This window comes from Devosia sp., assembly GCF_030689745.1.
GTDB classification, from domain to species: domain Bacteria; phylum Pseudomonadota; class Alphaproteobacteria; order Rhizobiales; family Devosiaceae; genus Devosia; species Devosia alba.
Map to the genome: position 1 here is coordinate 1 of NZ_JAUYGL010000062.1, position 20,367 is coordinate 20,367.

The window sequence follows — 20,367 nt, forward strand, 5'->3', positions numbered from 1 at the left end:
TGAAGCGGACCTTGCAGGTGGTTCTTGTCCCCTGATCTTGTCTGTTGCAGGTTTCGGGATTTTCGCGAAGCAGGGAGCGTCAGCATGAGTGGCAATGACAGTATCGCGGAACGCATCATGTCGATGGATGACGCCACATGGCAACGTCATGCCAATCCCCTGAGCGTTTATACGCGCTATCTGGGCCTGCCGCTGCTCGCCATGGGGATATGGAGTCGCATCTGGCTCGGATGGTGGTCGCTGCTGCCAATTGCCGCCGCCATGCTTTGGATCTGGGCCAATCCCAGGATTTTCCCAAAGCCCAACTCAACAGACAATTGGGCGTCTAAGGCGGTGCTCGGTGAACGGGTATGGTTGAATCGCAAGCTGATTCCCATTCCTGCCGGGCATCGACAGGCGGCATTGCTGCTGTCGATCCTCAACGGTTCAACTTCGCTGCTAGCGATCTACGGACTGGCCATGCTGGAGGCTTGGCCGACCCTTGCCGGAATCGGCGGCGTCATCCTCGCCAAGACTTGGTTTCTGGACAGGATGGTTTGGCTGTTCGAGGACATGAAGGTCGAGAACCCGGCCTATCAGCGCTGGTGCTACTAGTGCGTTTGTCACGCAACTCCAAATTGTCGCGAATGGATCGACCGCATTGGCCGAGGTGGCACGGTCGTCGCCTGGGTCGCGACGACCGTGCCTGTCGGTATGGCTAGATGTTCTGGCCGCCCGAAACTTCGATCCGCTGCGCGGTGACCCAGCGGTTGGCGGGCTGCAGCAGGCTGGCGACGGCTGGCCCGATATCGTCCGGCAGGCCCACGCGGCCCAGGGCGATCATGGCGGCAAAGGCTTCCTTGTAGGCCGGCGTATCGCGCACGACCCCACCCAGGAAATCCGTCTCGATCGCGCCGGGCGCAATGGTGTTGGCGGTAATGCCGCGGCTGCCCAGTTCCTTGGCCATATAGAGCGTCATGATTTCGACGGCGCCCTTGGCAGCGGAGTAAGCTGAAAAACCTGGGCTGGAGACGCGGGTCAGCCCACTCGAGAAATTGACGATCCGACCGCCATCGACCACTAGGGGCAACAGCGCCTGAGTGAGAAAGAACACGCCCTTTACATGCACGTCGAACAGGGCGTCGAACTGGGCCTCGGTGGTTTCGGCAAGCATTGCCATCTCACCATGCCCGGCATTGTTGACGAGGTGATCGAAGCCGTCACGTTCCCAGGAGGCAAGGATCGCGCGCACCTTCTCGACAAAGGCCGGGAAGCTGGCGACGACGCCGGTATCGAGCTGCAGGGCCACGGCTTTGCGGCCAAGAGCCGCGATCTCGGCGACCACGCGCTCGGCATTCTCCTGGCCGTTGCGATAGGTCAGGATGACGTCGCCGCCCATGCGGGCGATATTGAGGGCCGTGTTGCGACCCAGGCCGCGGCTGGCGCCGGTGACGATGGATATGGTTGTCATGGAGATGTCCTTCCGTTGCGATTGATGGAAGGCGTTATTGCCCGGCTGAAGACGCGCCGGTTGCCCGAAACTCGACTTGTCTTGCCTAATCCTCCAATGCCGGTTGTGGTCGTCAGCACCTGGCACTAGAGTTTTGTTATGGAAAATACCCTGCTCGCCGCCGTCCATCGCTTTGCTTCGATCCACACCGACGCGGTGGGCATAGCCAGGACGCCCATACCCGGCCTGACGATCGTTCGGGAACTGGTTCCGACGGCCCTGCAGTTCGCCATCAATTCGCCCATGGTCGCCTTGGTATTGCAGGGCAATAAACGGGTTATGCAGGGTAGCGACACCTACGACTTCGGTGCTGGGGACTCGCTGCTCATCACCGCCGATGTGCCGACCGTCAGCCAGGTCACCCGGGCCAATGCCGCCGAACCCTACTATTCCCTGATCGTCGACCTGAATCCGTCCGTCATCGCGACCCTGGTCGAGGAGATCGGCTCGTCGCCATTCGTGGCTGGTCAGCCGGTTCGCGTCGATCCCACCGATGCAGAGGTGGCTGATGCGGCTCTGCGTCTGATGCGGCTGATCAATCGCCCGGCCTCACTGTCGGTCCTGCAGAACCAGCTTGTTCGCGAGCTCCACTTCTGGCTGCTCTCCGGACGCCATGGTGGTGCCATCCGGGCGCTTGGTGTCAGCGACAGCCATGTCCAGCGCATCCGCCGTGCCGTAGCGATCATTCGCGAACGCCATGCCGACGTGCTGCCGGTCGAGCAGCTGGCAAAGGCTGCAGGCATGGGCACCTCGTCCTTCCATGACCATTTCCGGGCCGTGACGTCGCTGACGCCGCTGCAGTTTCAAAAGCAGTTCCGGCTGATCGAAGCGCGCCGAATGCTGATGGCCGAGGGCGCTGCCATCAGCAATGCGGCCTATGCCGTTGGCTATGAGAGCATCCCCCAATTTACCCGCGAATATGGCCGGCTGTTCGGACAATCACCGGCCCGGGACCTCCGATCGGCCCGGTCGCAGGCGCGCTCTGCCTAGATGGTGTCGTTCGGGTAGGATGCGCGACTGCCAGGAGCCCGTCCTCCGCCTTTTCCGTTCGCACCGTCAGGCTGGCAGCTCCCTGCGTTGTCGCCTGTCATCCCGACATCATCGGCATACGCGGCCCCCCTTCGCGCCAACATGTCGAAAACGCCCTTTGCTGCTCGTCGCTATGGTGCCGGCTGCTGACACATCTCGTCAGTCTGCCGGCGCACAGCTACACTCAGCAATTGCCCGCCCGCATAGCGCGCGACCGCAGGAACGAGGCCGAAAGATGAAGCCGTTTCACCAAATCCTGGCCAATAACCTCGTGGCCAATATCACCAATTTCACCGTCTGGTTCGCCATTACGTTCTGGACCTTCATTGAAACCCAGTCGGTGTTCGCGACCGGCATGATCGCCGGCGTCTATCTGGTATTCACCGCGGGTTTCGGCTTCTGGTTCGGCTCGATCGTCGATCACAATGCCAAGAAGATGGCGATGCTGGGCTCGAGCCTGGTCTCGGCGCTGTTCTATGGGGCAAGCCTTGTCATCCTGCTGCTGGAGCCGGAAGGCGCCTTTACCGACCCTTATGGCCCCTATCTCTGGGGCTTCGTGCTGCTGGTGATGCTGGGGGTCATTGCCGGCAATATCCGCTCCATCGCCCTGACCACATTGGTGACGATCCTTATTCCGGAAGGCGAACGCGACAAGGCCAATGGCCTGGTCGGCATGGTCTCGGGCATCGGCTTTCTCACCACCTCGGTTATTTCCGGCTTTCTGGTCGCCTATACCGGCATGCTGGGCGTGATCAGCCTGGCCCTGGTCAGCACAGTCCTGGTCCTGCTGCATCTTGGTCTGGTGCGCATCGACGAGGGACGCGTGGCGCCGAGCGCCGATCAGCCGGCCGAACCCAGGCGCGTCGATATCGCCGGCACGATCGGCGTGATCGCCGCCGTGCCGGGGCTGTTTGCCCTGATCTTTTTTGCCTGCTTCAACAACTTCCTGGGTGGCATCTTCATGGCGCTGCTCGACGCCTATGGCTTGTCGCTGGTGAGCGTCGAGGTCTGGGGCCTGCTGTTCGGCGTGCTGTCCACCGCCTTTATCCTGAGCGGTATCATCATCTCCCGCACCGGGCTGGGCAAGAACCCGCTCCGCACGCTGCTGCTGGTGAACCTGATCACCTGGTCCGCCTGCTGCGTCTTCACGCTGCAATCCTCGATCTGGCTGCTGGCCGCAGGCTGTTTCGTCTGGATGCTGCTGGGGCCCTATGCCGAGGCGGCCGAACACACGACGCTGCAGAAGGTAGTGCCGCTGGAACGGCAGGGGCGCGTGTTCGGCTTTGCCCAGTCGGTGGAGCAATCCGCCTCGCCCCTGACCGCGTTCCTGATCGGACCGCTCACCCAGTTCGTGGTGATCCCGTTCATGACCGACGGGGCAGGGGCGCAATCGATCGGCAGCTGGTTCGGTACCGGTCCCGACCGGGGCATGGCGCTGGTGTTCACCCTGGCCGGCATGGTCGGTGTGCTGGTGACGGTGATCGCCTTCAATTCGCGGCCCTATCGCGACCTGTCGCGCGCCTATGCCGCGGGCAAGGACGATGACGATGCGGGCGGGAGCGCGGCGGTGGCCAACCCCGCCTGATCCGTAAGCGTACGGTTACCTGTTCGACGCCGGCAGGACGCCACCCCGCGATGCCGAATGTGCCCATCTTATCCCCGCAGCCAAATCCGCGCGCATACTGCCGCCATCACCCCACACGGCGGCCTGCAGGCGAACAGTGGTGGGGTGAGCTGGGTGGGAGGCGCCTCTTCCACAGGTTCCAAGTCCGGCCGTGAGGGGGCGAGCGACCCCCATGCCGCCGGACAGTTCCAAAAACCAGCGCTCCGAGACGGCTCTCGTCTCATTTTATTTTACTCAAGAGGCGAAAGCCGTCTCGGAGTCCGTCTTGTCCGATACCCGCGTCGCAGGCGGCGCTTGCGCTTGCCTTTGTGCCGGTCTTCGCCTATAGCGCGCATGCGTTTGACTGCGTGTCAGCGCGATTTCACACACGAGGCAGGTGTTTCGGGAAACCGAAATGCCATCCGGTGGCGGGATACCGTCGCAAGGCTTCGTGGAGGCATCAACCGGTAAACAAGGAGCAGCCATCATGGCACTGCCCGATTTTTCTATGCGTCAATTGCTCGAAGCTGGCGTTCACTTTGGTCACCAGAAGCACCGCTGGAACCCCAAGATGGAACGCCACATTTTCGGCGTTCGCAACGACATCCACATTCTCGATCTGAGCCAGACCGTGCCGGCACTGAGCCGCGCGCTGCAGCTGGTCAGCGACACGGTTGCTGATGGCGGCCGTCTGCTGTTCGTTGGCACCAAGCGTCAGGCTGCCCCCCTGGTGGCCGAGGCTGCCAAGCAGTCCGCCCAGTATTTTGTGAACTCGCGCTGGCTCGGCGGCACGCTGACCAACTGGCAGACGATTTCCAAGTCCATCGCTCGCCTGCGCGAGCTGGAAGGCATGAGCGAGGACCAGCTCGCCCTGCGCACCAAGAAGGAACGTCTGATGATGAGCCGCGAAGGTGAGCGCCTGGAGCGTGATCTGGGCGGCATCAAGGACATGGGCAACCTGCCATCGCTGTTGTTCGTGATCGACACGAACAAGGAAGCCAATGCGATCAAGGAAGCCCGTCGTCTGGGGATTCCGGTTATTGCCATCGTCGATACCAATTGCGATCCCGACACGGTCGACTATGCCATCCCCGGCAATGACGATGCCTCGCGCGCGCTGGAGCTGTACACCTCGCTGATCGCCAAGGCGGCCATCGATGGTATTGCCCGTTCGTCGTCGGATTTCGGTGCGGATGCCGGCGCCACCGAGCGTACACCGGCTGAAGAGCTGCCGGTTGAAGCCGCTCCGGAAGCGCCTGCTGCCGCAGAGCCTGCCGCTGCAGCACCGGCCGCAGAGCCAACCGTCAACTAAGTTCGCTATTGGCGAACATTGTACTGATTTGAACCATGCGGCCCCGGTGATGGGGCCGCCAAGAGGTGACACCATGGAAATCACTGCAGGAATGGTCAAGCAGCTCCGCGACTCGACTGGCGTCGGGATGATGGACTGCAAGAAGGCCCTGGCTGAAACCAATGGCGACATGGAAGCGGCAATCGACTGGTTGCGCACCCGTGGCCTGGCCAAGGCTGCCAAGAAGGCCGACCGCGTTGCCGCTGAAGGTCTGGTTGGCATTGCTACCGCCGGCACCAGCGCTGCCGCTGTCGAAGTGAACTCGGAAACCGATTTCGTTGCCCGCAACGAGCAGTTCCAGGACATTGTCGGCACCATTGCCAAGCTGGCGCTGGACGCCAATGGCGATGTCGCCAAGCTGGCCGACATGCCGTTCCCTGGCTCGGCCAATTCGGTTTCGGCCGAACTGAACGACGCCATCGCCAAGATCGGCGAGAACATGAATCTGCGCCGCACCGCGATCGTTTCGGTCACGGATGGCGTGGTGGAAAGCTATGTCCACAACGCCGTCAAGGCCGGCCTGGGCAAGATCGGCATTCTGGTGGCGCTGGAATCGAGCGGCGACAAGGCTGCGCTGTCGGCTCTCGGCAAGCAGCTGGCGATGCACATCGCGGCGGCCCAGCCGCAGGCGATTTCGACCGACGAACTGGATCAGGATGTGGTGGCGCGCGAGCGTGCCATCATTCTCGAGCAGGTCAAGGAAAGCGGCAAGTCCGCCGAGATCGCCGAAAAGATGGTCGAAGGCCGGATGCGCAAGTACTTCGAAGAAGTCACGCTGCTCAGCCAGGTGTTTGTGATCGACGGCGAGACCAAGGTCGCCGACGCCATCAAGAACGCCGAAAAGGATGTTGGCGCGCCGATCAAGCTGACCCGCTTTGTGCGCTTTGCCCTGGGCGAGGGCATCGAGAAGGCCGAGAGCGACTTCGCCGCTGAAGTCGCTGCCACTGCCGGCGTGAAGAACTAGTCACGCCCCACAACATTGCGGGTGGGCCCAAGGGCCTGCCCGCCGTTCTCCCGCTCGGCCATGTTTTGGCCCGGGATTGAGCACAAAACTCTGTCTGAATTCGTTTCAACTGGCGTCGCGCTTTCTTTTGAAGGCGCTTTTGCCTTAGTGTCTGCAGGGCTGCCGGATTCGGTGCCCCGCCGTTTTTTCCGCAAGGGGTTCGATGATGGTGCCTGCCTACAAACGCATTTTGCTCAAGGTATCGGGTGAGGTGCTGGCCGGAGACCAATCGTTCGGTATTGAACCTGAATTTCTGCAGTCCGTCGCTAAGCAGGTCGCTGATGCCGCCAAAAACGGTACGCAGATCGCTATCGTGATCGGGGCTGGCAATATTTTCCGCGGCATGGCCGTGGCCGCCAATGGTACCGACCGGGTGACCGCCGATCTGATGGGCATGCTGGGCACGGTGATCAATTCGCTGGCCCTGAGCAATGCCATCACCCGGCAGGGCATGAAGTCCAAGGTGTTCTCGGCGCTCAACATGCCATCGGTGGCCGACAGCTTCACCGCCCGCGCGGCCAAGGCGGCGCTTGATGAGGGCTTTGTGGTGGTGTGCGCCGGCGGCACCGGCAATCCGTTCTTCACCACCGATACTGCCGCAGCGCTCAAGGCCATCGAGCTCGATTGCGATGTTCTGCTCAAGGGGACCAAGGTGGATGGCGTCTATTCAGCCGATCCCAAGACCGATCCCAACGCCACCCGCTATGAAACGGTGAGCTATGATGAAGTCATTGGCCGCAATCTCAAGGTCATGGATACTGCAGCATTCGCGCTTGCCCGCGACAATGGCTTGCCGATAATCGTATATGCACTTGACGACGAAGCTGGCCTGGCTGGCGTGCTGGCGGGGACTGCCCGTTCGACGCGCGTTGGCTAGCCGATCTGGACTGGAAGGACGAAAGAATGGCCTATAACCTGGACGACCTCAAAACCCGCATGCAGAAGTCGATTGCGTCCCTGCGGGACGAATTGATGGGCTTGCGCACCGGCCGTGCCAGCGCCAGCCTGCTGGAGCCGGTGACCGTGGAGGCCTACGGGTCGCGCATGCCACTCAACCAGGTCGCTACCGTCACCGTCCCCGAGGCCCGCATGCTCAGCGTGCAGGTGTGGGATCGCAGCATGGCCAATGCGGTTGAAAAGGCCATTCGCGATAGCGGTCTGGGGCTCAATCCGATGGGTGAGGGGCAGATCATTCGCGTGCCGCTGCCCGAGCTCAATGAAGAGCGTCGTCGCGAACTGACCAAGGTCGCCCACAATTATGCCGAAGCGGCGCGCGTCGCGGTGCGGCACATCCGTCGCGATGGCATGGACGCGCTCAAGAAGGCCGAAAAAGACGGTGATCTGGGACAGGATGACGTGCGCGCCCAGTCCGATCTGGTGCAAAAGGCCACGGATGCTGCCGTTACCGAGATCGATCAGGTTGTTGCGGCCAAAGAAGCCGAAATCATGCAGGTTTGAGACAGCCCGCTGCGCTGGAGGGCGTAGATGTCTATTGATCCGGCCATCGCAGCAGATCCTGTGCAGCACGCGCCTATGCGCGTGCCAGAGCATCTCGGCGTCATCATGGATGGCAATGGACGCTGGGCAGTTGCGCGTGGCAAGCGGCGGACCGAGGGCCATATCGAGGGCGTCAAGGCGCTGCGCAATCTGGTCGAACTGTGCATCAATTACGGCGTGAAGCACCTGACGGTGTTCAGTTTCTCATCCGAGAACTGGACGCGGCCGCGCGAAGAGGTTGCTTTCATTTTCAATCTTCTGCGCCGCTTCGTTGCATCCGATCTGCAGCGGCTGATCCGCAACAATGTGAAGGTACGGATCATTGGTACGCGCGAGGGCCTGGAGCCCTCTCTGGTGCGGGTGATCGACGATGTCGAGGCCAAGACGGCCGGCAATACCGGGCTGGTGCTGGTGGTGGCCTTCAATTACGGCGCCAAGGCCGAGATTGCCGAGGCGACCCGCCGGATTGCGCGCGAGGTTGCCGCGGGACGCCTGTTGGCCGACGATATTTGCGAGGCCACTATCGACGCAGCGCTATATACGGCGGGACTGCCGGATCCCGATCTGATCATTCGCACCAGTGGCGAACAGCGCATTTCCAATTTCCTGCTGTGGCAGGCGGCTTATGCCGAGTTCGTTTTTGTCGATGAGCACTGGCCCGATTTTGATGAAGCCAGCTTTGTGCGGGTGCTTGAGACATTTTCGCGGCGCGATCGGCGCTTCGGCGGCATAGGAACGGCGCAAAAGTGAGCGAACCCAATAAATCTGTGACGGTTGTTCCCAGCCCGCGCCGCCATCTCTGGCACGATCTGGGACCCCGGCTGATTTCGGCGCTGGTGATGATCGCGCTGACGGCAACGGCACTGTTCGTCGGCGGCTATTTCTTCGCCGCCGTAGTTGGCGCGGTGTTTGCCGGCGCTTACCGCGAATGGGAAACCATGGTCTCGCGCGCGCCCCTGAGCCCGATCGGCATGGTGCTGATCGGCTTGCTGGCGCTGTCGGGACTGGTCTTTCCGCTATGGGGCGTGTTGGGCAGTGTCGCCGTGATCGGGCTGGCTTGCGTGGTTGCCATTGCGGCGCGCGGCGAGGGCGTCTGGTGGCGGGTGCTGGGCCTGGTGCTGTTTGGTGCCATCATCCTTGCGGCGCTGGTGATGCGCGGCGACAGCATGGCCGGGGTCTGGGCCGGGCTGTATCTGGGCACGGTGGTGTGGATGACCGATTCTGCCGCCTTCTTCACCGGCCGGCAGATGGGCGGCGAGAAACTGGCCCCCGATATTTCGCCGGGCAAGACCTGGTCGGGCGCGCTGGGCGGCCTGGCGCTGGGGACCGGGGCAGGGCTGGTGGTCTGGGTGCTGGCGACGGATTCGCCCTGGTGGATCGGTCTGGTGCTGTCGGCAGTCATCAGCGTGCTGGGACAGGCGGGAGATTTGAGCGAGAGTGCCGTCAAACGGCATTTCCGCATCAAGGACAGCGGCGATATCATTCCGGGCCATGGCGGGTTGATGGATCGGCTGGACAGCCTCACATTTGGCGTGTTGCTGGTGCTCTTGATCGGCACCCTGCATTCCGGCTTCGGTTCAGTCGCCGAGGGACTGCTCTACTGGTAGGCTGGCCTCACGCGCCGGCTGCACAAGGAAGACAATGTTCGAATTCATCTATTGGCTGCTCTCCTATGTCGTGCCGTTTCTGGCGGTGCTGACCGTGATCGTGTTCGTGCACGAAATGGGCCACTATCTGGTCGCCCGCTGGAACGGCATTGCCATCCAGACCTTTTCGATCGGCTTCGGCCAGGAACTGATTGGCTGGAATGACAAGCAGGGCACACGCTGGCGGATCTCGGCAATCCCGCTGGGCGGCTATGTGCGCTTTGTCGGCGATATGGATCCAGCCAGCACGCCGGACCGGGAGGCCATAGAAAAGGCCGATCCGGAACTGGCGCCACGGCTGTTTGCCAACAAGAATGTGTGGCAGCGCATTGCGGTGGTGCTGGCCGGGCCGGTTGCCAATGTCATCCTGACCTTCCTGATCCTGTACGCGCTGCTGCTGGGTTATGGGCGCTACACCATCCCGCCGGTGGTGGGGGCAGTCATTGCGGATTCGCCGGCGCAGGCGGCAGGGTTGGAGCCGGGCGATATCATCGTCTCGGTGGATGGCTATGCGGTGCGCGGCTTCGAGGATTTCCAGCGTCTGGTTGCCACCAGTCCGGAACGGGCGGTGAGCATCGAACTGGAGCGCGCCGACAGGGTGGAGAAGCTGGTACTGGTGCCCGAGGCGGTGGAGGTGCAGGACCGGTTCGGCAATACCCAGAAAATTGGGCGAATCGGGGTGAGCCGGGACGTTGAACAAACGGACGTGACGCTGTACCGGCCGGGACCGATCGAGGCGATCGGCATGACCACCGAAGAAATTCGCTTCATCGTGCAGCGGACAGCCGCCTTTCTGGGCGACTTCTTTGTCGGTCGCGGTGACGTGGAACAACTGGGTGGTCCGGTCAAGGTGGCCAAGGTTTCCGGGGAGGTTGCGACCCTGGGAATCATCGCACTCATAAATCTGACGGCTTTGCTCTCGCTAAATATCGGTATCTTCAATCTTTTGCCGGTTCCTATGCTCGACGGCGGCCATCTCATGTACTATTTGGTTGAAGCAGTGAGGGGGCGTCCGCTCAGCATCAAAATTCAGGAAATTGGCTTCCGCATCGGATTTGCCCTTGTCCTGAGCTTGATGGTGTTTACGCTCTTTAATGATACAGTTTTTGCCTACTTGGGAATCTTGCGTTAACGCTGTGTTAACCTTGGTTCGTAAGGTGTTGCAGGAATACAAGAGCACCAAGCATTTGCTAACCGCGACGAGGCTTACGCCTTGTCCTTGGTTAAAAAGGCGGTAAAACGGTGCAATGGAATTAAGCTGGGGGGCGCGCTATGCATGGCGATTTCTCGGGCATGGTCGAAGAAGGCAGTATAATATGATCCACACCAAGTTGATGCGCGGCGCTTTCCTGGCGCTAGCGATGCTGGGCGTAGCTTCGATCGCAGGTCCCGGCATTCCACTGGTGGGTGTGGCGACCGTGCAGGCGCAGGAGCAATTGGTAGGCTCGGTGCTGTTTGAGGGCAATCGGCGCTTCAGCGACGCGCAGCTCCTGGACATGGTCAATGTCTCTTCCTCTGGCATTTTCAGCCAGCAGCGGCTGGCTTCCGATATCGAGAGCATTCGTCAGGCCTATGACCGTGAGGGTTATCTGTCCGTGGCGGTGACGTCGCGCGTCGAGTCCATCGCTGATGGCCGCGTTCGCGTGGTGTTCGTCGTCAATGAAGGCAATCGCGCGGGTATCGCGGCGATCAACTTCACTGGCAACAATGCAATCTCGTCCGGCAACATCAAGGGCGCGCTGCTGACCAAGGAAACCGGCATTCTGAGCTGGCTGTTCAAGGATGACGGCTATGACGAGCAGAAGCTGGCTGTCGATCGCGAGCGTGTCCGGTTGTATTACGCCAATCGTGGGTACCCTGACGCACAGGTGACCTCGGTGGGCGAGTATGATGCGGCGCGCAATGCCTATTTCATCAACTTCACGATCAATGAAGGTCAGAAGTACGAGTTTGCCGATGTTGGTATCGAGACCAGCATTGCCGGCCTGAACACCGATGCTCTTCGTGGCGCGGTGAAGACGGGCGAGGGGCGTCGCTATTCGGTTAGCGATCTGCAGTCGACCATCGAAGACATGTCCTATGAGGCGACCACGCAGGGCTATTCCTTCGCTGACGTCCGGGCACGCCTGGATCGTGATGTGGCCAACGGTACCTTCAAGGTGACCTATCTGGTCGATGAAGGTCCGCGCGTCTATGTCGAGCGGGTCAACATTACCGGCAATACCAAGACTCGCGACTTCGTCATCCGTCGCGAACTGGAGTTCGCTGAAGGCGACCCCTTCAATCGTGCACTCGTGGTTCGCGGTCGCAGCAACATTGACGATCTGGGCTTTTTCTCAGCCGTCAATGTGACCACAGCTGCCGGCTCGGCGCCGGACAAGGTAGTGATCAATGTTGCGGTGGTTGAGAAGTCGACCGGTGAATATGGCGCCACTGCGGGTTACTCGACGGTGGACGGCATTCTGGGCGAAATCTCGCTGACCGAGCGCAACTTCCTGGGTCGTGGGCAGTATGTGCGGGCCGCCATTGGCGCTTCGCAGGCTGGCCGGACGTTTGACTTCTCGTTCACCGAGCCGCGCTTCATGGGTCTCAAGGTGTCGGCTGGTCTGGATGCCTATCATCGCATCACCGAAGAAACGACAAGCTCGTTCTATGGTTCGCAGGCGACCGGTGGCCAGTTGCGCCTCGGCATCCCGCTGACCTCTGATCTGTCGTCAACCGTGTTCGCCGGTGGCGAGTACAAGGTGATTGCCGACAATAAGGACAATCCGGCCCATCAGTCGTCATTGGTGGTCGATGGTCAGGAGTTCACCAAGGCGTTTATTGGTTACTCCCTCACCTGGAATGGCGTGGACGACCTCAAGAAGCCAACCACCGGGCTGTATGCAACCTTTACGCAGCAGTACATTGGCTGGGACCACAATCTGCTGAAGTCGGAAGCCCGGGCGCGCTATTTCGTGCCGGTGATCGAAGACAGTGGGATTGTTGCCAGCTTGAAGGGCCAGGCCGGCGTGATCAACGATATGAGCGGCAATGGCGTCCATGCTGTTGAAGCGTTCAATCCTGGTACCCAGCTGATCCGTGGTTTCGAAGGCCGTGGCCTTGGGCCGCGCCTGCAGAGCGGCGAATATCTCGGTGCGACGATGTATGCCGGTGTCTCGGCGGAGCTGAACTTCCCGCTCCCGGCCGTGCCGGAGAGCTACGGGCTGAGCGGCGCCATCTGGGCCGATGCGGCCTGGGTTGACGGCCTGCCGCGGATTGGCACTGGCACAGCGGCGTTGTCCAATGTCGATCCTGGCAGCCAGGACGTGCCATGGCGCACCTCGATCGGCGCGTCGCTGATCTGGGACAGCCCGTTCGGTCCGCTGCGTGGTGACTTTGCTCACGTGCTGAACAAGTCGACTTCGGACCGGACCCAGGTGTTCCAGCTATCGTTGCAGACACTGCTCTAGCCGTATTGCCGTACAACAGTTCATTGAGCCGCGGGGCGGTAGCGCCGCGGCTCAATGCTTTTAAGTGACATCATGGTCGATATTCGTTTTCATCGCTTCGTCGGCCCCGCAACGGTCGGCACTGTTTTGGCCGCGCTTGGGCGCGACGACCTGCTAACGGGTTTTGCTGATCCCGACTTCACCATTGATGGTGTTTCCGACCTTGTGCTGGCCGGTCCCAGCGATCTGGCCCTGGCGGCTCATGCCAGTTACACAGAGGAACTGCGGATTACCGGGGCGGGCATGGTCATCGTGCTGCCGGCGCTGCGTGATGCGGTGCCGGAGGGATGTCTGGCGCTGGTCAGCGACAAGCCGCATCATCTGTTCGCCGATATGCTCGACTATTTCTACCCGGACAGCACGCGAAGCGTGATTGCCGGCGGACGAGACGATCTCGGCGAGCCGATTTTCGAAGCAGACGTGGTCCTCGGTTCCAATGTGGTGATCGGGCAGGGTGTTGAGATCGGCCGTGGCACGATCATCGGGGCCAATACGGTCATTGGGGCCGGTGTCACCATTGGTCGCAACACGACCATTGCAGCGGGCTGCACGATCGACTGTGCCCATATCGGCAATGACGTGGTGATCCATTCGGGCGTCCGGGTCGGTACCGAGGGCTTTGGCTGGCTGGATTTTGGCCTGACCAACCGGAAGCTGCCGCAGCTGGGTCGCGTGCTGATCCAGAACAAGGTCGAGATCGGGGCCAATTCGACCGTTGATCGGGGTGCGCTGGGCGACACGATGATTGGCGAAGGCACCAAGATCGACAACCTCGTGCAAATCGGCCACAACTGCCGCATAGGCCGCAATTGTCTGATTGCGGCCATGAGCGGGCTGTCGGGCTCGACCATTGTTGGCGACGGCGTGTTGATGGGCGGTGGTGTCGGAACGTCGGGGCATTTGAGCATCGGCGCCGGCTCGGTCGTGCATGGACGCGCGGCCGTGACCAAGGACTGGCCAGAGGGCTCGAAAATTGCCGGGGCGCCTGCTCAGGATATCAGGGATTTTTGGCGAGAACTCGCCACCATGCGTAAACTTTCCAAAGGGGAAAAGCGGGGATGACCGAGAGCACCGAGCTCACTGCGATGAGCATTGCCGAGATCCTCACCAGCCTGCCGCATCGTTATCCGTTCCTGATGATCGACAAGATCATCAAGATCAATGGCGACGAGACAGCTGTGGGCGTCAAGAATGTCACGTTCAATGAGCCAATTTTTCAAGGTCACTTCCCAGGCGACCCGATTTTTCCTGGCGTGTTGATCATTGAAGGCATGGCGCAGACCGCCGGTGCGATCGTGATCAAGCACGACTCCAATACCGGCAAGAAAAACATCGTGCTGATGCTGGGCGTCGACAAGGCCAGGTTCCGCAAGCCGGCTGGTCCTGGCGATGTCATCGAGTTCCATATTGCCAAGATCCAGCGCCGCCGCAATGTCGGCCGTTACAAGGCCGAGGCCATTGTTGACGGGACGATTATTGCAGAAGCTGAAATTACCGCAATGATCGTCGAGGCGAGTTCGTGAGCTCTGCGTCCGTTCATCCAACAGCCATCGTTGGTCGTGGGGCGCAACTGGGCGATGGCGTCAAGGTTGGGCCGTTCTGCATTGTCGGCGACAATGTCGTGCTGCACGATAATGTGGAGCTGGTTTCGCATGTGTCGATTGAGGGCAATACCGAGGTTGGCGCGGGAACGCGGATTTTTCCGTTCGCCTCGGTTGGCCACGTACCGCAGGACCTGAAATATCACGGTGAAGCCTCGCGGCTCGAGATTGGTCAGAACTGCACCATTCGCGAGTCGGTGACCATCAATCCGGGGACCGAGGGCGGCGGCATGCTGACCCGGATCGGCAATGATTGCCTGATCATGGCCAGTGCACATGTGGCCCATGATGCGATCATCGGCAATAACGTGATCATGGCCAATTATGTTGGCATCGCCGGCCATTGCCAGATTGGCGACAATGTCATTTTTGGCGGCACCTGCGTGGTCCACCAGTTCACCCGTGTTGGCGCGCATGCCTTTGTGGGCGCGCATTCGATGGTGGACGGTGACATCATTCCCTACGGCATGGCCGTGGGCAACCGCGCCGCGCTGACGGGGCTGAACCTGGTGGGACTGAAGCGCCGCAAGTTTGATCGTGAGGCGATCCATCGCCTGCGCGCGGCCTATCGGCAGATTTTTTCCAACGAGGGCACGCTGCGTGAGCGGGTCGAGGATGCCGCAGGTCTGTTCAAGGATGATGCACTGGTGCAGGAGGTTGTCGCCTTCATCATGGCGGCATCCGATCGGCCCATCCTGATGCCGCGCAACGGCCAGTCCGCTGAGTGATGGCCAGGGTGGCGGGTCGGCTCTCGATCTTTGCCGGGTCGGGCGAGCTTGTCCCCCACGCCATTGAGGCGGCCCAACGGGCTGGTTACAAGGTCCAGGTTCTGACGCTGGAGCCCCGTGCGGCGATTGCCGGGGTGAAAATGATTGCCGCCGATCTGGAAAATCCGCTGGGGATCATCTGGTCGCTCAAGATTTTTCGAACCAGCCATATCGCCCTGGCCGGGGGCATTCATCTGCCCGACAAGGCGCGCGAGGGGCTGATCCGCTTTGCCAATGGCAATGCCCCGGCTGGTGAGGGCATGGTTGAGACTGCCGTGGGTGACGCCGCGCTGGCGGCTCTGGCCAAGGTGCTCAAGAAGATGACCGGGGCCGATCTGGTTGGCGTGCATGAATTGTCGCCCGAGCTGCTGGCGCCTGATGGTGCCATTGCCGGACCTGCATTTGCCGACCGGGCAGCAGCATTGTTTGCGCTCAAGATGGCCCGAGCCATCGGGGCGCTGGACATCGGACAGGCGGCGATCGTCTCGGGTCGGCGGGTTATCGCGGTTGAAGATATTGGCGGCACGGACGCGCTGATTGAGCGGGTCGGGGCTTTGCGGTCGCGTGGGTTGACCGGCAATGGTGCTGCGCCGTTGATCCTCGCCAAGGCGCGGCAGCCCCAGCAATCGGCCTTTATCGATTTGCCCGCCATTGGGCCACAAACCATTATTGGCTGTGCTGCAGCCGGCATAGCGGTCATCGCCGTCGAGGCCGGGCAGAGCCTGGTGTTGCAACGCGATGCGCTGTCGGTTGCAGCGGAGCAGCACGGCGTGGCGGTGCTGGGCCTGGGCATCGACAATGACTAGCGCGCTCAAGCTGTTCATTGTCGCCGGTGAACCCTCGGGTGACCGGATAGCGGCCGATCTGGTGGCGCGGCTCCGGCAGCGTGTGCCCCTGGCACTTGCCGGCGTGGGGGGCGATGAGCTCAAGGCGATGGGGCTGGTCTCGCTCTATCCGATGAGCGATCTGTCGGTGATGGGCATCAGCGATGTGCTGCGACGGCTCCCCTTGCTGTTGTGGCGGGTCGAACAGACGGCGCGGCGCATTGTGGCCGGTCAACCCGACGTCGTGGTGCTGGTCGATGCACAGGATTTCTCCAAGCTGGTCGCCAAACGCCTGAAGGCGCTGGGCCATAAGGGCACACGCATTCTCTATGCCGCGCCCACAGTCTGGGCCCGGGCGCCCGAGCGGGCCGCCAAACTCAAGCCCCTGTTTGATGAAGTGCTGGCCGTGCTGCCGTTCGAGCCAGCGGTGATGCACAGACTGGGTGGACCACCGACCAGCTATGTGGGCCATCCTGCGCTGGCTGAGGGGCTCACTCATGTCGAGGGACCCGATGCAGGGCCGTTGATCCTGCTGCCCGGCAGCCGCGAGGGCGAACTCAGGCGGCACTTGCCGCTGTTCCGTGCGGTAATTGACACTCTGGCGGGCCACCGCGCCCTTGAGCGGGTCGTCATCCCGACCTTGCCCGCACTGGCGGCACGGATTGGCCAGGCGGTTGCCGATTGGCCGCTGCCGGTCGAAGTGGTCGCGGACCGGGCTGAGCGTCGTGCACTCTATGGGCGGGCCATTGCGGCAGTGTCAGTGGCCGGCACAGCAACGCTGGAACTGGCCATGGCGCGCGTGCCGATGGTGGTGAGCTATGTGATGGACAGCCATCAGGCGCGGGCCTTTGAACGGCTGGGCCGGCCAAGGGTCTCGTTGCCCAACATCATTCTGGGCCGTGACGCGGTGACCGAACTGGTGCAATCGCGACCCGATCCAGCGGCGATTGTGGCCAGCCTGAGCGCTTTGCTCGATAACAAAAAAGCCCGCCAGGACCAGATTGCGGCCTTTGGCGAGCTTGAGGACTTGATGGAAAGCGGCGAAGCCGACTTTCCGCGTCAGGACCCGGCAGACCGGGTCCTGAGCTATTGGTCGGGCGCCTAGCGCTTGTCGACGGGAATGTAGTCGCGGGCTGGCGCGCCGTTATAGAGCTGGCGTGGGCGACCGATCTTCTTCTGCGGATCGCCGATCATTTCCTTCCACTGGGAAATCCAGCCGACAGTCCGCGCCACCGAGAACAGCACGGTGAACATCGAGGTCGGGAAACCGATGGCCTCAAGGATGATGCCGGAGTAGAAATCCACGTTCGGATAGAGCTTGCGCTCGATGAAGTAGGGGTCTTCAAGGGCAATCTTCTCGAGCGCCTGAGCCACTTGCAGCGTCGGGTTGTCGTGCACCCCGAGCAGGTCAAGGACCTCTTTGGCGGTCTTCTGCATCACGGTCGCGCGCGGGTCGAAGTTCTTGTACACGCGATGGCCAAAGCCCATCAGCTTGAACGGATCGCTCTTGTCCTTGGCACGGGCGATGAACTCGGGAATGCGGTCAACAGTGCCGATTTCCTTGAGCATGTTGAGCGCAGCTTCATTGGCGCCGCCATGGGCGGGGCCCCACAGGCAGGCCACGCCAGCCGCGATACAGGCGAACGGATTGGCGTCAGACGAGCCGGCCAGACGCACGGTCGAGGTCGAGGCATTCTGCTCGTGATCGGCATGCAGGGTGAAGATCAGATCCATCGCCTTGGCGATGGTCGGGTTAACCTTGTATTCCTCGGCCGGAACCGAGAAGCACATATGCAGGAAGTTCGACGCGTAATCGAGATCGTTGCGCGGGTACACAAAGGGCTGACCCACCGAGTATTTGTAGGCCATTGCCGCAATTGTCGGCATCTTGGCGATCATGCGGATCGAGGCAATCTCGCGCTGCCGCGAATCGGAGATGTCGGTGGAGTCGTGGTAGAATGCGGCCATGGCCCCGACCACGCCGGTCATGATGGCCATGGGGTGCGCATCGCGACGGAAGCCGCGATAGAAATAGTGCATCTGCTCATGCACCATGGTGTGGCGTGACACTACCTTGTCGAACTCGGCCAGCTGGGTCTTGTTGGGCAGTTCGCCATAGAGCAGCAGATAGCAGACTTCCACATAGGAGCTCTTTTCGGACAGCTGATCAATCGGGTAGCCGCGATAGAGCAGTTCGCCCTTGTCACCATCGATATAGGTGATGGCACTGTCGCAGGCCGCCGTCGAGGTGAACCCTGGGTCGTAGGTGAACATGCCGGTCTTGGCGTAGAGGGTACGGATGTCGATGACATCGGGACCAACCGAGCCAGACATGACGGGAAATTCGTGGGTTTGATCCCCGATGACGAGTTTGGCGACTTTATCGGTCATTCAGCTCTCCTCGAAGGCCCCGTAACCCAGAATGAAAAAGGATTTCGGCAGGGTCGGGGCCGTGCATTTGGCAGTCACATATTTCCCCGGACAGGTATCAGCTTTTGCTGGCCCGAGGCAACTAATGGGTAAGCAAGGCTTACCCAGCAATTAGCACTAGACAGCGCTGATTTGATCTTCCAGGCGGGCCATGGCTTCGTCGCGACCGATCAGCACCATAACTTCAAAAATGCCGGGCGAGACAGTGCGTCCGGTCAGCGCAGCCCGCAGGGGTTGTGCCAGCTTGCCCAGCTTGAGCCCCTTGGCTTCGGCCAAAGCGCGCATGGCGGCATCAATGGCCGGCACGGACCAGTCATTGAGACTGCGCAGGATCTCGGCCATGTCACCGAGCACGGCGCGTGAATCGGGGGTCAGCAGTGCCGACGCGGCCGCATCAATGGACAGCGGTCGTGACGCATAGATGAACTGGGCCAGATCGATCAGCTCCAGCACCGTCTTGGCGCGCGGCTGCAGTTCGGGCAGGGCACTGAGCACGGTTTCCCGGTTGGCCGTCAGGCCGGCCACATCGGTGTCGCGGCCGACTTCGCGGGCCGTGGCCAACATGACGTCGCAGAGATAGTCGGGCTCGGCAGCACGGATATAGTGGCCGTTGATATTCTCGAGCTTGACGAAGTCAAAGCGCGCGGCACCCTTGTTGAGGGCGTCCAGGCTGAACCACTCGATCATCTGATCGGTCGAGAAGAATTCGTCATCGCCATGGCTCCAGCCGAGGCGAGCCAGGTAATTGCGCAGGGCTTCGGGCAGATAACCCATCTGGCGATAGGCCTCGACCCCCAGGGCACCATGGCGCTTGCTGAGCTTGGCGCCATCGGGGCCATGGATCAGCGGGATGTGCGCCATTTCGGGCACAGGCCAGCCCATGGCGTTGTAGATGATGATCTGGCGGGCGGCATTGGTCAGGTGATCATCGCCGCGGATGATGTGGGTGACGCCCATATCGTGATCGTCCACCACCACGGCGTGCATATAGGTCGGCGTACCGTCCGAGCGCATGATGATGAAATCATCAAGGTTCTCGGCCTTGAATACCACCTGTCCCTGGACATGATCGTTGACGACGATGTCGCCGCTCAGCGGCGCCTTGATGCGGATCACCGGATCAACGCCTGCGGGGGCTTCGCTCTGGTCGCGGTCGCGCCAATAGCCGTTATAGCGCGGGGGCTTGCCGGCAGCCCGGGCTTCTTCGCGCATCTGCTCGAGTTCGGCTGGCGAGCTGTAGCAATAATAGGCGTGACCCTTGGCGACCAGTTCGCGCGCCACTTCGGCATGGCGTGAGGCGCGGCCAAACTGGCTGATCGGCTCGCCATCCCAGTCTAGACCCAGCCATTTCAGGCCGTCGATGAGCGCGGTCACGGCTGCTTCGGTCGAGCGTTCGCGATCGGTGTCTTCAATGCGCAGCAGCATCTTGCCGCCCTGGTTCTTGGCAAAGGCCCAGCTGAACAGCGCGGTGCGGGCACCACCGATGTGCAGATAACCAGTGGGCGACGGGGCGAAACGGGTGACGACCTGGGACATGAGACCGGAGTGCTTGGAGAGATTGAGAGCCGTGTGTAGCATAGAGAGGCACGAGCGCAAGGGCGGGGGCAGGGTCGGTGCAGCAGGGTGAAATTCTTCA

At 61.4% G+C, this 20,367-nt stretch carries 19 protein-coding genes; 16 read left to right on the top strand and 3 right to left on the bottom strand.

Annotated features, from left to right (window positions below):
• Positions 1-84 precede the first annotated feature (84 nt).
• On the top strand, positions 85-594 hold the full coding sequence (locus tag Q8O80_RS05335; protein WP_305577705.1) for a DUF6653 family protein: 510 nt from the start codon (positions 85-87) through the stop codon (positions 592-594).
• A gap of 103 nt (positions 595-697) precedes the next feature.
• On the opposite strand, the gene Q8O80_RS05340 is transcribed toward Q8O80_RS05335, so the two are convergent.
• A complete protein-coding gene (locus Q8O80_RS05340; RefSeq protein WP_305577707.1) occupies positions 698-1,450 on the bottom strand; it encodes an SDR family NAD(P)-dependent oxidoreductase in 753 nt (250 codons plus the stop codon).
• A gap of 138 nt (positions 1,451-1,588) precedes the next feature.
• Here Q8O80_RS05340 and Q8O80_RS05345 point away from each other — a divergent pair, with 138 nt between their 5' ends.
• The 15 genes from Q8O80_RS05345 to Q8O80_RS05415 all read left to right on the top strand — a co-directional run bounded on the left by Q8O80_RS05345 (position 1,589) and on the right by Q8O80_RS05415 (position 17,406).
• A complete protein-coding gene (locus Q8O80_RS05345) occupies positions 1,589-2,479 on the top strand; it encodes an AraC family transcriptional regulator (protein WP_305577709.1) in 891 nt (296 codons plus the stop codon).
• A gap of 274 nt (positions 2,480-2,753) precedes the next feature.
• Positions 2,754-4,103 (top strand): MFS transporter, encoded by a 1,350-nt coding sequence (locus Q8O80_RS05350; protein ID WP_305577711.1) that lies wholly within the window; start codon positions 2,754-2,756, stop codon positions 4,101-4,103.
• A 505-nt stretch (positions 4,104-4,608) separates the two neighbouring features.
• Entirely contained in the window at positions 4,609-5,433 is an 825-nt protein-coding gene (gene rpsB, locus Q8O80_RS05355) for a 30S ribosomal protein S2 (protein WP_305577713.1), read from the top strand.
• A gap of 73 nt (positions 5,434-5,506) precedes the next feature.
• Positions 5,507-6,436, top strand: a complete 930-nt coding sequence (tsf, locus tag Q8O80_RS05360; protein ID WP_305577715.1) for a translation elongation factor Ts — start codon at positions 5,507-5,509, stop codon at positions 6,434-6,436.
• Positions 6,437-6,638: 202 nt separating this feature from the next.
• A complete protein-coding gene (gene pyrH / locus Q8O80_RS05365; protein ID WP_305577717.1) occupies positions 6,639-7,352 on the top strand; it encodes a UMP kinase in 714 nt (237 codons plus the stop codon).
• A 26-nt stretch (positions 7,353-7,378) separates the two neighbouring features.
• Positions 7,379-7,933, top strand: a complete 555-nt coding sequence (gene frr, locus Q8O80_RS05370) for a ribosome recycling factor (protein WP_305577719.1) — start codon at positions 7,379-7,381, stop codon at positions 7,931-7,933.
• Positions 7,934-7,960: 27 nt separating this feature from the next.
• Positions 7,961-8,722, top strand: coding sequence for an isoprenyl transferase (locus Q8O80_RS05375; RefSeq protein WP_305577720.1), 762 nt, complete (start codon positions 7,961-7,963; stop codon positions 8,720-8,722).
• Positions 8,719-9,579, top strand: coding sequence for a phosphatidate cytidylyltransferase (locus Q8O80_RS05380; protein WP_305577721.1), 861 nt, complete (start codon positions 8,719-8,721; stop codon positions 9,577-9,579). The genes Q8O80_RS05375 and Q8O80_RS05380 overlap by 4 nt, the downstream gene beginning before the upstream one ends.
• Before the next feature lie 34 nt (positions 9,580-9,613).
• A complete protein-coding gene (gene rseP / locus Q8O80_RS05385; RefSeq protein ID WP_305577723.1) occupies positions 9,614-10,750 on the top strand; it encodes an RIP metalloprotease RseP in 1,137 nt (378 codons plus the stop codon).
• 184 nt (positions 10,751-10,934) lie between these two features.
• Positions 10,935-13,070, top strand: a complete 2,136-nt coding sequence (gene bamA / locus Q8O80_RS05390) for an outer membrane protein assembly factor BamA (protein ID WP_305577725.1) — start codon at positions 10,935-10,937, stop codon at positions 13,068-13,070.
• Positions 13,071-13,142: 72 nt separating this feature from the next.
• The gene (lpxD, locus tag Q8O80_RS05395; protein ID WP_305577727.1) at positions 13,143-14,171 is read left to right on the top strand and encodes a UDP-3-O-(3-hydroxymyristoyl)glucosamine N-acyltransferase; all 1,029 of its coding nucleotides are present in this window, start codon (positions 13,143-13,145) and stop codon (positions 14,169-14,171) included.
• Positions 14,168-14,632: a 3-hydroxyacyl-ACP dehydratase FabZ gene (fabZ, locus tag Q8O80_RS05400; RefSeq protein ID WP_305577729.1), complete on the top strand. Its 465-nt coding sequence runs from the start codon at positions 14,168-14,170 to the stop codon at positions 14,630-14,632. Before lpxD ends, fabZ begins: the two co-directional genes overlap by 4 nt.
• A complete protein-coding gene (lpxA, locus tag Q8O80_RS05405; protein ID WP_305577731.1) occupies positions 14,629-15,438 on the top strand; it encodes an acyl-ACP--UDP-N-acetylglucosamine O-acyltransferase in 810 nt (269 codons plus the stop codon). The genes fabZ and lpxA overlap by 4 nt, the downstream gene beginning before the upstream one ends.
• Before the next feature lie 8 nt (positions 15,439-15,446).
• On the top strand, positions 15,447-16,283 hold the full coding sequence (lpxI, locus tag Q8O80_RS05410) for a UDP-2,3-diacylglucosamine diphosphatase LpxI domain-containing protein (protein WP_305577733.1): 837 nt from the start codon (positions 15,447-15,449) through the stop codon (positions 16,281-16,283).
• Positions 16,276-17,406: a lipid-A-disaccharide synthase gene (locus Q8O80_RS05415; protein ID WP_305577735.1), complete on the top strand. Its 1,131-nt coding sequence runs from the start codon at positions 16,276-16,278 to the stop codon at positions 17,404-17,406. Before lpxI ends, Q8O80_RS05415 begins: the two co-directional genes overlap by 8 nt.
• Here the strand turns inward: Q8O80_RS05415 and gltA are convergent.
• Together gltA and gltX are read right to left on the bottom strand one after the other, a co-directional pair.
• Entirely contained in the window at positions 17,403-18,692 is a 1,290-nt protein-coding gene (gene gltA / locus Q8O80_RS05420) for a citrate synthase (RefSeq protein ID WP_305577738.1), read from the bottom strand. The genes Q8O80_RS05415 and gltA overlap by 4 nt on opposite strands.
• Before the next feature lie 156 nt (positions 18,693-18,848).
• Positions 18,849-20,267, bottom strand: a complete 1,419-nt coding sequence (gene gltX / locus Q8O80_RS05425; RefSeq protein ID WP_371136113.1) for a glutamate--tRNA ligase — start codon at positions 20,265-20,267, stop codon at positions 18,849-18,851.
• Between the last annotated feature and the right edge of the window lie 100 nt (positions 20,268-20,367).